Below are 13,280 nucleotides of genomic sequence, written 5' to 3'. Positions count from 1 at the left end.
GGCCTAATCCATCGGCCTCTGGCGCATTTTCTTTACGTCGCCGCGTTTCTTTTTCGTGTCGACCCGTTTGCGTTTGGCCGATAGAGACGGGCGTGTTTTGACGCGGAATTTCTTGCGTTCTGCAGCCTTGCGCAACAGGGCCAGAAGCCGTTCGATGGCATCCTGTTTGTTACGTTCCTGGGTGCGATAACGCTGCGCGTCAAAGATGATTTCCCCGTCATTGGTCAGCCTGCTGCCCGCCAGTTCACGCAGGCGATCACGTACGCGTTGCGGCAATTCCGTCAGGTCATCAATACGCACGCGCATCTGTACCGCGGTCGATACTTTGTTGACGTTCTGGCCGCCCGGTCCGGATGCGCGCACGAACTGGAATTGCAGATGGCGTTCATCAAGATAAAGATCATTTGAGATTTCGAGCATGGCGGATCGTCTAAGTAATAGGGGTGGCAAGTTGTGCGGCGAACCCGCACGGCAGAAGCCCGAAAACCGGTGGGTGCTGTTGATTGAAAAACAATGGCATTCCACCTACATTGAAGGCACTTACCCTGTCAGGGGCGGGCAGGGCTGTAAACAGGAAATAAGACGTGCAGGTATCGTATCTTTATCTGGCCTTGGGCTGGCTTTCGGTAGGGCTTGGAATTGTTGGCGCATTTCTGCCAATTCTGCCGACCACCCCCTTCATGCTGCTGGCCGCCTGGCTGTTTAGCAAAGGGTCACCGCGCCTGCATGCGTGGATTTACAATCATCCGCATTTTGGTCCGTCCATCCGTCACTGGACCGAACATGGCGTGATCAATCGCCGGGCCAAGATCATGGCGATGTCGGCCTTTGTCGTGGTGATTGCCGCATCCCTGATCTTTGTCGAAAACCGCTGGGTGGTGATGATCCAGTTGCTTGTCGCGATCCCGGTCAGCTGTTTCATCCTGTCACGCCCGTCGCGCATTCCCGCATCCATCCCGGTGGCACAGGGCCGGGAGCCGGGCACAGGCGTCTGATACTGTCGGGTGTTGAGGTATTGCCGCTTAGCCAGATTTACGGGTCAGTTCTTCCTGACAGGTTTCTTCAAGCTTATCGAGCTCATCAAGTGTCGCATCGATATCCTGACGCTGTTTGCGCAGCGTGTCGCGGCGTTCATTGATCTTGTCGACAAGGATGGTCAACTGCATGATTTCGCTGCGGTCGGTGTCATAAAGATCAAGCAGATCGCGGATTTCCTTAAGCGAAAAGCCAAGCCGCTTGCCCCGCATGATCAGGCGCAGGCGCACCCGGTCGCGATGGCTGTAAATGCGGGTCTGCCCCTGACGGGCCGGGGCGATCAGTTCCTGATCCTCATAAAAACGGATGGTACGGGTCGTGACGTCGAACTCGCGGGCAAGGTCGGTGATGGAATAATTGTCGCTCATGACATCCCGTTCAGGTTTACGCTTACGTAAACGAAAGCTACATGCTTTCTGGCGGGATCACAATCGGCAATTCTTTCGGCAATTCAACGCAGAACGTGCTGCCTTTACCCGGTGCACTTTCTACCGAAATCGTTCCGCCATGCCGGTCGACGATCTTTTTGCAGATCGCAAGACCGATCCCTGTCCCGGCATATTCACCATAACCGTGCAGGCGTTTGAAGATTTCAAAGATTGTCGCGTGATATTGCGGTTCGATCCCGATGCCGTTATCGGCAACAAAAACCTTCCAGCTTTCATCGGTTTCGGTGGCATAAATCCGGACTTCACCCTTGTCAGGGGCGCTGTATTTAAGGCCATTCGAAACAAGATTCTGAAACAGCAGCAAAAGCTGGCTGGCATCCCCGGTTACGGTTGGCAGGAACCCGTCACGCACGATATTGCCCGCCGGGCCAAGGCCTGCGCGCCGGAAATTGGCGGCAATCGCATCAAACAGACTATCAAGGGGGACCGCATTGAACGGTTTGCCGTGCCGCCCGACTCGCGACAGGGTCAGAAGGTCGTCGATCATGCGCTGCATGCGCTGGGTGCCATCAACCGCATAATGGATGAATTCATCTGCGGTTTCGTCAAGCTGATCCTTGTATCGCCGCGCAATCAGCTGTGTGTAGCTTGACACCATGCGAAGCGGTTCCTGCAAATCGTGGGACGCCGCATAGGCGAATTGTTCAAGTTCGCTGTTGGAACGTTCCAGTTCCGCCATGGTGCGCTGGATTTCCATTTCATGGCGTTTGCGCTGGGAAATATCGCGAAGCGTGATGATGTAATGATATCGCCCGTCTGCCGAAAAATGACTGATCGCAACTTCAAGCGGCACGTTGCGGCCATTTGGGGTGCATGCCAGAACCTCGATCACGCCGGTCCCCAGATCGGTCAGCAACCGGTCGGCTGTCGGGCGTTGTGGTGGAGTGTGTTCGCTATCAGGCAGCAGAAACCGGATAATGTTGCTGAGTTCCGGGTCGCCTTCCGGGCCGCAAAGTTCCTGTGCGCGGGCATTCAGCGGTTCTATGTTGCCGTCATCAGATGCGACCAGAATGGCATCAATGGTGTTTTGCAAAATCGCGCGCGTGCGGTCCTCGCTGCGTCGGGTCTGGGTGACCAGGTCGGCCAGTTCGGCAGCCTGTTGGCGCAAAAGCCGGTCACGCTGCACGGCAAGGGTCACATCACGCACGGTCAGTGAACACAGCTTTTCGCCGCGCGATGTCGTAATCGGATGAACGCGAATGGATTGTTCCATGCGGTCAAATGTTGCGGCAAATTGCGGCAATGGGCGAAGCGGCAGCGCACCTTGATTAAGCGACGGCGAAATCACCGCAGGCATGCCGAATTCCAGGCAATCCTTGATTGCTTGGCAGAGCCGCCCAAGACGTGTTTCGGTGAAAACCGCACTCAGTCGTTTGCCAATGGCCTGATCGGCCGGAATACCCGACCGGCTTTGCATCCACTGGTTCCAGTGACAGATGGCATGATCCGACCCGATCACCACCAATCCGACATCGGCAGTATCAAGCAGGTTGCTGTATAGGTCGGCGGCCTCGGCGGCATCCTTGATATCGACAATCGGGGGGGGAGGGTTTGTCATCGTGGCGCTGCCCGTTAACCAAGTGCGTTTTCAAGGAAGCGTCGTACCAGTTCCTTCAGGGTCTGGATGGAGTCAAGATCCATGACAAACAGGACATAGCCATCAATATCATTCTGGCGCAGCATGAATTGCACATGCAGGATCATCAGAACCGGCATCTTGCCAGACGCGGCATCAAATGCGGTGTCTTCATTTAACAATGCACGGGTTTCGCGTTTGCGAAATGTCGGCATCGAACAATTGATCGGTTCACCCAGCACGTTGGCAATGCTGCCAAGGCAGGCATTGAGGATGATGTTGCCGACCTCCATCAGGGCTTCCTGTTCAAGATCGGTCAGGGTATCGAGCGGCACATCGACTTTAAGCAACCGCCGCACCAGTTCAAGGCTGCGCTTTTCAGGGAAAACCAGCATCGCCTCGCCCTTGAACGGGCCATCGAAAGTCTGGCTGACGGCGGAAACCACTTCTTCGGGCGAAGATGTCAGGTTTGAATCGGAAAACCGTTCGACAAAGGTGATCGTCGGAACCGTCAGTTCCACCGGCTGATCAACCATTTCCGACAGGGACGCGGCAGCACGGCCGACGCCGATATTGATCAGTTCGCTGATTGTGTCGTGTTCAAGCTCGCTCAGATCGATCATCGCCCGGCTTCCTTGCCCTTCAGATAATCGCAAATCTTTTCTTCGGTTGGCGGTTTTGCCAGAAAGTCCATGCCAAGCCCGTTGGCCTTGTTCTGGATTTCCTTCTGTATATTGGCCGTCAGAAGCGCAATTGCAGCATCGGGATAAGCCGCGCGCAGCTTTTCGCCCAATTCCAGTCCGTTCATGCCCGGCATGTTGAAGTCGATCACAAGGTAATCATAGGCGTGCTCGGCGGCCATTGCCTGTGCTTTTTCGGCTTCTTCGGCCTCGTCTACCCGCCAGTCGGCAAAGTTGCTGGTGATAAAGGCCTTTACCAGCAGACGGGCAAATTTGCTGTCATCGACAAGCAGGACGGAACGCTTCTGGGACATTTTCTTCTCTGATTTCGGTTTGTGTTCTTGTTGTATCAGCATCATCCGCAAGGATAGGGCCGATTATAGAGTAGACGCAACCTTGCGCGAAAGCTGTTCGATCTGTCTGGCGATGATATTGGCCGGTCGCGGTTCGGATATCAGGAAGCCCTGGATTTCGTCGCAGCCATGTTCGCGAAGGAATTCAAGCTGTTCCTGTGTTTCAACGCCTTCCGCAACCACCTTCAGGCCAAGATTGTGCCCCATGATGATAATCGTATTGGTGATCGCGGCATCGTCGGGGTCGGTTGTCACATCGCGGACAAATGACCGGTCGATCTTGATCGAGTTGATCGGCAATCGTTTCAGATAGGCCAGCGACGAATAACCCGTCCCGAAATCATCAATTGCGATCTGCAGGCCAAGCTTGCGCAATTCATCAAGGATCGATGCCGATCGCTTGATTTCATGCATCATCACGGTTTCAGTGATTTCAAGGACAATGCGCGATGCCGGTGTGGCCGTCTCATCAAGGATGCGCGAAATCGTTTCGGTGATCCGGCCTTCGATCAACTGACGCGGCGACAGGTTGACCGCAATGCTGACCGGTGGCAGTCCCAGCAAATCCCATTCGCGGATCTGATCACAGACCCGGCGCAAGACCCATTCGCCGATCTTGCCAATCAGTCCGGTTTCCTCAGCCACCGGGATGAACTGCATGGGCGATATAAAGCCACGCCCCGGCTGGTTCCAGCGGATCAATGCCTCAAGCCCGGCAAGCTTGCCTGATAGCAGTTCGATCTTTGGCTGATAATAAAGTTCGAACTGTCCCTCTTTCAGGGCTTCGCGCAGGTCATTTTCAATGGCAAGCCGTGCAACCGCACTTTCATTCATCGTCTTGGTAAAGAAGTGATAGGTCCCGCCGCCACGGGCCTTTGCACTATACATCGCCGTATCGGCATTGCGCATCAGGGTCGGGAAATCATCGCCGTCCGCCGGGCAAAGGGCGATGCCGATTGACGGTGTGATGAACAATTGCCGCCCCTGAATATCAAAAGCCGGGGACAATGCATCCAGCACCGCCTGTGAAAGGATCGCGGCATCCTGGGTTTCACGCAGGCGCGGAATGATAATCAGAAACTCGTCACCGCCCAGTCGCCCGATGACCTCCTGTCGGCTGATCACCCGTCGCAAACGGTCCGCCACGGCCTTAAGCAGCAAATCGCCGACATTGTGACCAAGGCTGTCATTGATCAGCTTGAACCGGTCCAGATCGATAAACAGGATCGCGGTTGCCCGGTCACGCGGGCTGGCGGCGTCACGTTTGTGATTTTCAAGCGCTGTTTTAAGGCTGTATTCCAGCATGCTGCGATTGGGCAGGTTGGTCAGCGCATCGTGATTGGCCATATAGACCAGTTGTTCCTCATAGCGTTTGCGCGCGGTGATATCGTGAAGAACAACCGTAATCAGCGGTGTTTGCGCATCGGGGATCGGGCGAAATGCGGCGCTTACTTCGATCTCGGTCTTGTCCATCCGCACCAGCGGCAGCGTCAGGCGCTGCTCTGCGATATGATGACGCAGATCCAGACCCGAGAGCTCGGCAAGGCTTTCCTCGAAATTCGGAATGGCGCGCGGGGCGATAAATTCCAGAAGCGAACGTCCCTTTGGCGTTTCACCTTCTTTCAGGCCCAGCAGGGGGTAGGATGCATTGTTAAACTCAACAATGGTGCCGTTCGGCGTGATGGTCAGAATGCCATCGGCCACGTTCTGAACAATCGCGCGCAGGCGGGACTCGTTATCACGCATCTGCTGTTCGGCCTGGCGCAACTTGCCAAGTGTTGATGCAATCCCTTCGACCAGTGTGGCGACGGACCGTGACAAAAGGCCCAGCTCATCGCCTTGATGATGACGGGGAACGGTCAACCCCGTTGCATCGGGATTGTCTGAATCAATGCCGGTGACGGCCTGTGAAATGCGCAAAAGCGGTTTGGTGAGTGTCAGGTAAAAGAATACCACCAGCGCAAGCCCTAGCAGGAAGTTGCGCAAGATGCCCGACGTCAGGATGCGGGTGGCACGATTGATGAAACCATCGGCAATCAGGTCGGTATCGATCCGAACGACAAGATAGCCGACAAGATCACGGCTTTCACCGGTCAGCAACGGCACGTTATATTGCTGGTTGTTGCCAAACATCACTTCGCTAAATGCGGATCGCCCCGATGACGACGGGGCGCGCGATTTTTGCGCCAGAACATTTCCGAAATTGTCGCGCAGCGTCGCGCTGTAAACCGGTTCATATTCAAACAGGCCCGACACCACGCGTGCCGCAAGCGTTTCGTCAAGGCCATAGGCCGCCTGTGTCGCGGATTCGCGCAACGTCGACAAAACCTGATTAACGGTTCGGTCGATCAGGCTGCGTTCTTCATAAAGATCCCAGACAATCTGTACGACACTGAAAAACAGGCCAATCAGAAGGGTGATAACGACAGCGGCACGTGCCTGTTTGACAGACAAGCGATCACGCCATCTGAGCCGTTGTGTTTTCAGGCTACCCTCCGCCAATCCACACCCCTGCATGGCTCTATGACCATGTTTCACAGTCAAGACTATGTGCTTAACGCGGCAAAAGCAATTGTTGCGCGGGTTCTAATACTGGAAAATTACGGGGATTTATGTATTTTCCGGCCAAAGCCGGTTTGAACGTCCGATGCGGTCTGTTTAACTGCGATATCGCAATGCACAGAAACGGCAATACTACTAAAAAAAATGGGATTTTATTGGAGTTGCACACAACCGCACTGCGTGATAACCCAATGCCCCGAGAGAGAACAAGGCCGAGCGCGGGCGCAGCCGCATCACGGCCTCGCAACCTGAACGGAGTTACACCATGACCTATGTGGTGACAGAAAACTGCATCAAGTGTAAGTATCAGGACTGCGTCGAGGTTTGCCCCGTCGATTGCTTCTATGAAGGTGAAAACTTCCTGGTTATTCACCCGGACGAATGCATTGATTGCGGTGTCTGCGAACCTGAATGTCCGGCCGAGGCCATTATTCCCGATACGGAACCGAATCTGGATAACTGGCTTGAGATCAACCGCAAATTCGCGGAAGTCTGGCCGAATATTACGCGCAAGGGTGATGCACCGGCCGATGCCGACGAATGGAATGGCAAGTCGGGCAAGACTGAATTGCTCAGCGAAGCACCGGGAACCGGCGATTGATAAAACGCGTTAAGCGCCTGTAAAATAACTGTTTTTGCGCCCAGATTTTATTGGCGCATGGCTGCATTGAGCCGGTCGCACGGAAAAAATCTGTGATAGGCCGGCTCTTTGTGTTATTGTGGGCAACTCGCGTTCAAGGGCTCGGCAGGCTCGCTCCGCGCAGTCGGATCTCCGCTATTATATCCTGTCAAAAACCGCGACTTCGCCAAAAGCATCGTCGTGTGCAGCTCTTCGTGTCGCTGGGTCTATAGTGTTACAGTTGAATGACCAGGCCTGTTTGGGCCGGAAGGAAGCTTGATGTCGGATAAGTTGCCCTTTGCTGTTGGCGATTACGTTGTTTACCCCGCACACGGTGTTGGCCGTGTTGATGGCCTGGAGACCCAGGAAATCGCGGGTCAGGAATTACGCCTTTACATCATCACTTTTGATTCGAGCCGCATGACCTTGCGTGTGCCGGTCAACAAGGTGGGTAACTCCGGACTGCGCAAGCTGTCCTCGAAAAAACAGATGGACTCGGCGCTTATCACCCTTAAAGGCCGTGCCCGCGTCAAACGCACCATGTGGTCGCGCCGTGCGCAGGAATATGAGGCAAAGATCAATTCCGGTGATCCGGTTTCGATCGCCGAAGTGGTCCGTGACCTGCACCGCACCGCCACCCAGCCTGAACAGTCGTTCTCCGAACGCCAGATTTACGAAGCAGCGTTTGAACGCCTCGTGGATGAACTGGCCGCGATCGAAAAGATCGACAAGGACAAGGCTTCGGGCAAGCTTGAAAAACTGTTGCAGAAAGCTGCCTGATACGCCTGTACAGCTTTGTTATACAGAGACCTCTTTTTAAAAACCGGCCTACAAGGTAATCTTGGGCCGGTTTTGTTTATTTTGGGCACGTTATGGCGATGAGCGCAGTTCTGGCACCGATAAAACCAGCGGACAAAATATGGACCGTCGGGGCGATCAATGGCGATCTTGCCGCGCTGCAAGCCGTTCATGGCAAGCTTCGGGGCAAAATCACAGCGGGTGATCGCCTGATCTATCTTGGCAATTACTGGGGCGATGGCACGGCCGAGGCCGTATCGGGCGCTATCAATGAATTACTGCTGTTCCGGCGTTACTTCCTGGCGAAAGAAGGCGTTGATATTGCCGATATCGCCTTTTTACGCGGTTCCACCGAAGAAATGCTGAGCAAACTGCAACAGATTCACTTTGCCCCGAACCCGGGCGAGGTATTCGACTGGATGCTGTCGCGCGGTATTGCCGGGACGCTGCGCGCCTATGGCTTTGATCCGTCGCATACCCAATCGCTGATGCGGCAGGGGGCGCACGCGATTTCGCAATGGACCGGCCAGTTCGGCGAAGCATTTCGTCGCAGGCCTGGTCACAGTTCGCTTTTGTCGGACCTGAAGCACGCGGCCTATGCCACGGATGGTTCGTTGATCTTTGTGCATGCCGGGCTTGATGCCTCGCGTCCGCTGACCGGACAGACCGATACCTTCTGGTGGGGTGGGTCGATGTTTGAAAGCATCACGGATCGTTATTACGATTGCCGCCGGATCGTGCGCGGATCTGCCTTGGCCAATCTTGGTCTTCAGGAACGCGAATTTACCCTGTCGATTGACGGCGGGGCAGGGCGCGGTGGCCCATTGATCGCGGTTGCCATCGGGCGCGACGGCAGGATTGTCGATCACATCGAAAGCTGATTTTTCAGGGCATTAAACACAAAACGCTTTAGATACCAAAAGGGGCAGCAAACCGGATTTTCTGCCCCTTTGTTCTGGTTAGTCGATGACAACCTTGACCATCGAATTGGTTGCCGGTGGCTGCCCGGGTTCAAGCCCGTTCAGTACGGCAAAGGTTTCGGCCGGTTCACGTGATACCGCCATCTGGCCGACAAAGGTCGAAAGATCATATTCCGGGTTCACGGCGCGCACCTTGATGCGCAGCGGATGGTATTTCTGCTGCTCTTCGCGGGTCAGTGGGCGGAAGCTGTATGTCGTCCGGCGAAGTGCAACGTTATAGGCATCAACCTGATCAAGCGGCATGATGAACAGGAACTGATAGGCGTTATCGCCGTGCCGGATGACAACCACCCGAAGGCGCGCCTTGCCACCGGAATTCAGGTTGACATCGGCATATCCGGTGGCGGCTTCCTGACCGTTGATATCGATCTTTTCGATATTAGTGATAGCGATCTTGCTGGAAAAACCGCGCGCCAGATATTGATCAAGCGCGACACCCTTGGCCTTCGGTGCGCCTTCAAACACGATCTGTGCGCCGCCGTCATCCTGTGCAATCACCGCATCGGGCTGGTTTATCATCGAAAATCCGTCGGGGACTTCGAACCGGAAATCAAGCGGCACATGGATAAATGACGTTCCACGGACATAACCGTTATCAGGGCCGTCACCGTAAATAATCCCGTCAATGGCGCGCATATAGCGGACACTGCCGACTTCGGGATTTGCGACCGGTGTAACATTGGCGGCCTTGTGGGCCTGTTCGATGCGGTCAACGGTGCGCGGGTGGGTGGCCATGAAATCAAACTGATCGATTTCATCGGGCGACCGGCCTGCCAGTTTTGCCTGAAGGCGCGAATGGGCGCGCAGTTTTTTCAGGAATGACGCCATGCCTTCGGGGTCGTATCCGGCGCGCGTGATGTAACGCACGCCCAGCATATCGGCTTCGAATTCATGTTCACGCGAAAACGACTTCAGATAGGCGTTTGCGCCGACACCGACGATATCGCCGGCCCCATTGCCAAGGGCCGCCGAAAGGCCACCGGCAAGAATCTGGGTCAGGACACTACGGCTGTAACGCTGGGCGGAATGGCGTGCAACGACATGGCCGATTTCATGGGCGAGAACCCCGGCAAGCTCCGCCTCGTTCGAGGCAAGGGAAGCCAGTCCGCGCGTGATGTAAACATAGCCGCCGGGTAAGGCAAAGGCATTGATCACGGGTGAATCAAGGACGGTGAAGGTAAACTTCTCGTCGGGGGCTTCGGAAACCGCCACCAGCTTGTTGCCGATTTCGGTCACATAGGCCTCTATATTCTTCTCGTCATAATCGCCGCCAAATTCGCGCACGATTTTCGGATGTTCTTCCGCGCCGACCTGTTTTTCCTGATCCGGGGACATAAAGGCGGTAAAGCTGTCCTCGCCGGTAGCGCGGTTGGTCGAACAGCCCGCAAGGGTTGCCACCAGACCCAGCGCGCCAAGGGCGGTTGCCAATCGTCTTGTCTTGCGATGAAAAAGCCAGCTCATTGAAGTCTTTCCTCTTGTGCCCGCGATGCGTATCCTTTGCCGGAACCGCAATTTTATCCCTTACGATGTGGTAGCGCGTGTTGGCTTGCCAATCAATATCTCGCAACAATCAAACCTATTCGCAAAAATCGGGAAATTTTGCGGCGATCTGCCATATGTCGCTGTTTTTGTGTCTGATTGCCGGAATTCTGGCCTTTGGCATCCCGGCAAAGGCGGATCAATGGCTGTGTGGGCCGTCCTTTGGTCCCACCACTCCACGCGGGGAAAGTATAACGGCTCTGCCGGTCGAACTGGTACATCCCGAGGCTGTCGATGCGCTGATTGCGACCTCCCGGCCAGATATCCTTTGGCGGCTGGCCGACATCGCCTTTGTTCCGGAATTCGAGGATGCTGCTTTAAATGCCATGCAAAACGGGGCTTCTGCCATCACCGACCTTCTCGCCTATGATCAAACACCCGATTTTGCCGGACGGCATCTGGCCGATATGCAGGATGGGGCCGGTCAGCTTTGGCAGGAAAAGCTGCTTGAAGCAGGGCTTGTGATGCTTTTGCCCGAAACAGGCCGCCCGATTGATGCTTTGTTTGCGGCTGAGCAATCGGCCATGTCGCAGCAAATCGGGCTTTGGGCACCGGGCCAGAGCCCGGCTTATCATTATGCCGGGTCCTCGGAAATTGATGGTGATCTTCCCGATGCAGCGCGCGCCGTTGGAAGATTTGCCGTAATTGATGGCATCCTTCAACGCATTGAAGACCGGGAATGGCGCAGCTACCTTAATTTTGGTTCCGACTGGCGCAACGATTTCACCGTGATGGTCGATCGCGATCTGCGCGATGCGATCAAAACGGCCGGACAGCATATGGAAGACTGGATTGGCCATAAAGTCCGTGTGCGCGGCATGATCGAAGATCGTGGCGGACCGTACCTGGAACTGACCAATCCGGCGTCCCTATGTGTGGAACAGTCTGTCGGTCAACCGTAAACGGCTTTGGACTTGTCCAATTACACTCTGGACGTGTAGAAGAATGAAACGCTAGATTCCAAGAGGCTCGCCAATGCTTTATCCCGAGATCGAACCTGCTTATTCCGGCTGGCTGGAACGGCCCGATGGGCATGCGATCTATTGGGAGGAAGTCGGCAATCCCGACGGCATTCCGGTGATTTTCCTGCATGGCGGGCCCGGGGCGGGGATATCGCCCAATTCGCGCCGCTTCTTTGATCCCGAAAAATACCGGGTGATCCTGCATGACCAGCGCGGTGCCGGTAAATCCCGCCCGTTCGGCAGCCTTGAAAACAATACCACCGACCATCTGATTGGCGATATCGAAGCGCTCCGTCAGGATCGCGGCATTGATAAATGGCTGGTGTTTGGCGGTTCGTGGGGCTCAACGCTGGCACTTGCCTATGGGCAGGCCCACCCGAAACAGGTGCTTGGTTTTGTTCTGCGCGGAATATTCCTGTGCCGGGATCAGGAAATCGACTGGTTCATGGATGGCATGGGCAAGTTCTTTGCGGAGGCCGAGAAAAAATTCCTCGCCGCTGTCGGGTTCGATCGCAACCCCGGAAGTGCTGCCTTGCTGGATCGCTATGGCGATGTCTTTGCTGGCAGGGACGGCGAAGCTGCCGCGATTGCAGCGGCGCGTGCATGGTCCGGGTTCGAGGCGACCTGCTGCACGCTGCTTCCCGATGATGGCTTGGTCGCGGATTTCGAAGGTGACGGGATCGCATTGGCGCTGGCGCGGCTTGAACATCATTATTTTGTGAATAAAGGGTTCTTTGCCCCTGACCAGCTTCTTCGGAATATGGATCGAATCCTTCATCTTCCGGCCCGCATTGTTCAGGGTCGCTATGATGTTGTCTGTCCGCCGGTTTCCGCGTTTGAGCTGCACACGGCATGGCCGGGTGCTGAAATGAATATCGTTGAGGATGCCGGCCACGCGGCAAGTGAACCGGGGATCGTGCGCGAACTTGTGCGTGCCACGAATTCCTTTAATGGCATCGGCTTTGATAAAAATTAAAACAGTCGTGTCATTGTTTTGTTGTTTATATCATACGGTTGGGTAGTATATGCCCAAATTTATCCTAGAGGGGACTTAGGTTAATGCGGTTGGTTTTGGGGAAAATCCTGGCCCTGCTTTTGGTCGCAGGATTTGCAGGTGCTGCAAACGCGCAGCAGTTTCTTGGCAATAACAATGACAGCGGTCTGCTGGAATTCTCGACCGGTATGGTCGATATCACGCAGGATGAGGAGGCGGCTGAATTCCGTCTTGATTACCGTTTCCAGCACGCGATGTTTGGCGTTCTGCGTCCGATCACTGGTGTCATGGTCACCAGCGACAAGGCGGCACACGGTTATGGCGGTCTGGCGATGGATGTGCTGTGGGGCGATCACTTCGTTTCCAGCATCTATACCTCGGTCGGTGCCTACCATCAGGGTGACGGCGAAGACCTTGGCCACTGGATCGAATTCCGTTCCGGTCTCGAACTTGGCTTCCGCTTTGACAGCCGCGAACGTCTGAGCCTTGGTATCTCCCATATTTCGAACGCCAGCATCGGCGACGAAAACCCGGGCACGGAAATCCTGTCTCTGACCTATGCCATTCCGATCGACGCGATCTTCGATTGATCAAACCGCCGCAATACTGCTTCAAGCCCTGCAAATAGCGGGGCTTTTTGCTTTTCTGGCCTTGGCGCGTCATATTTGCGGCGCTGGCGGATTGATCACGGCTATCGAAGCTGCTAATTGAATGCCTCTTGCCGATAAAGTGC

Annotated in this window: 14 protein-coding genes; 7 read left to right on the top strand and 7 right to left on the bottom strand. The window is 55.2% G+C overall.

The features are described 5' to 3' along the window. Positions 1-3 precede the first annotated feature (3 nt). Positions 4-420, bottom strand: coding sequence for an alternative ribosome rescue aminoacyl-tRNA hydrolase ArfB (gene arfB / locus TH468_RS14755; protein WP_007090198.1), 417 nt, complete (start codon positions 418-420; stop codon positions 4-6). A 164-nt stretch (positions 421-584) separates the two neighbouring features. Between arfB and TH468_RS14750 the strand changes: the two genes are divergently transcribed. Then, entirely contained in the window at positions 585-995 is a 411-nt protein-coding gene (locus TH468_RS14750) for a YbaN family protein (protein ID WP_085645372.1), read from the top strand. Positions 996-1,022: 27 nt separating this feature from the next. Here the strand turns inward: TH468_RS14750 and TH468_RS14745 are convergent, their stop codons facing one another. The 5 genes from TH468_RS14745 to TH468_RS14725 form a co-directional block, all read right to left on the bottom strand. Further along, positions 1,023-1,403 carry a MerR family DNA-binding transcriptional regulator gene (locus tag TH468_RS14745; protein WP_085645370.1) on the bottom strand — a complete coding sequence of 127 codons (381 nt, stop codon included), beginning with the start codon at positions 1,401-1,403 and terminating at the stop codon, positions 1,023-1,025. 37 nt (positions 1,404-1,440) lie between these two features. Continuing rightward, positions 1,441-3,042 carry an ATP-binding protein gene (locus TH468_RS14740; RefSeq protein WP_085645368.1) on the bottom strand — a complete coding sequence of 534 codons (1,602 nt, stop codon included), beginning with the start codon at positions 3,040-3,042 and terminating at the stop codon, positions 1,441-1,443. A gap of 14 nt (positions 3,043-3,056) precedes the next feature. Next, complete coding sequence (locus TH468_RS14735) at positions 3,057-3,683, bottom strand: chemotaxis protein CheC (protein WP_085645366.1); 627 nt, start codon at positions 3,681-3,683, stop codon at positions 3,057-3,059. Beyond that, the gene (locus TH468_RS14730) at positions 3,680-4,054 is read right to left on the bottom strand and encodes a response regulator transcription factor (protein WP_085645588.1); all 375 of its coding nucleotides are present in this window, start codon (positions 4,052-4,054) and stop codon (positions 3,680-3,682) included. The genes TH468_RS14735 and TH468_RS14730 overlap by 4 nt, the downstream gene beginning before the upstream one ends. 63 nt (positions 4,055-4,117) lie before the next feature. Further along, positions 4,118-6,547: a bifunctional diguanylate cyclase/phosphodiesterase gene (locus TH468_RS14725; RefSeq protein ID WP_085645364.1), complete on the bottom strand. Its 2,430-nt coding sequence runs from the start codon at positions 6,545-6,547 to the stop codon at positions 4,118-4,120. Between the two features lie 373 nt (positions 6,548-6,920). Here TH468_RS14725 and fdxA point away from each other — a divergent pair, with 373 nt between their 5' ends. The 3 genes from fdxA (at position 6,921) to TH468_RS14710 (ending at position 8,953) form a co-directional block, all read left to right on the top strand. Further along, positions 6,921-7,256, top strand: coding sequence for a ferredoxin FdxA (gene fdxA, locus TH468_RS14720; protein WP_007090191.1), 336 nt, complete (start codon positions 6,921-6,923; stop codon positions 7,254-7,256). Between the two features lie 297 nt (positions 7,257-7,553). Beyond that, on the top strand, positions 7,554-8,054 hold the full coding sequence (locus TH468_RS14715; RefSeq protein ID WP_007090190.1) for a CarD family transcriptional regulator: 501 nt from the start codon (positions 7,554-7,556) through the stop codon (positions 8,052-8,054). Positions 8,055-8,146: 92 nt separating this feature from the next. Continuing rightward, on the top strand, positions 8,147-8,953 hold the full coding sequence (locus tag TH468_RS14710; RefSeq protein WP_007090189.1) for a hypothetical protein: 807 nt from the start codon (positions 8,147-8,149) through the stop codon (positions 8,951-8,953). A 78-nt stretch (positions 8,954-9,031) separates the two neighbouring features. Here the strand turns inward: TH468_RS14710 and TH468_RS14705 are convergent, their stop codons facing one another. Then, on the bottom strand, positions 9,032-10,513 hold the full coding sequence (locus TH468_RS14705) for a M48 family metalloprotease (protein WP_085645362.1): 1,482 nt from the start codon (positions 10,511-10,513) through the stop codon (positions 9,032-9,034). Positions 10,514-10,668: 155 nt separating this feature from the next. On the opposite strand from TH468_RS14705, the gene TH468_RS14700 reads away from it, so the two are divergent. The 3 genes from TH468_RS14700 to TH468_RS14690 all read left to right on the top strand — a co-directional run bounded on the left by TH468_RS14700 (position 10,669) and on the right by TH468_RS14690 (position 13,137). Continuing rightward, positions 10,669-11,493 (top strand): hypothetical protein, encoded by an 825-nt coding sequence (locus TH468_RS14700; protein ID WP_085645360.1) that lies wholly within the window; start codon positions 10,669-10,671, stop codon positions 11,491-11,493. Positions 11,494-11,566: 73 nt separating this feature from the next. Beyond that, positions 11,567-12,529 carry a prolyl aminopeptidase gene (gene pip / locus TH468_RS14695; RefSeq protein WP_085645358.1) on the top strand — a complete coding sequence of 321 codons (963 nt, stop codon included), beginning with the start codon at positions 11,567-11,569 and terminating at the stop codon, positions 12,527-12,529. A gap of 83 nt (positions 12,530-12,612) precedes the next feature. Then, positions 12,613-13,137, top strand: a complete 525-nt coding sequence (locus tag TH468_RS14690) for an acyloxyacyl hydrolase (protein WP_085645356.1) — start codon at positions 12,613-12,615, stop codon at positions 13,135-13,137. Positions 13,138-13,280: the final 143 nt, after the last annotated feature.

Source organism: Thalassospira sp. MCCC 1A03138 (genome assembly GCF_002115785.1).
GTDB lineage: Bacteria > Pseudomonadota > Alphaproteobacteria > Rhodospirillales > Thalassospiraceae > Thalassospira.
Note: the sequence above shows the minus strand (reverse complement) of the source record. Positions and strands in the feature narration are given on the sequence as shown.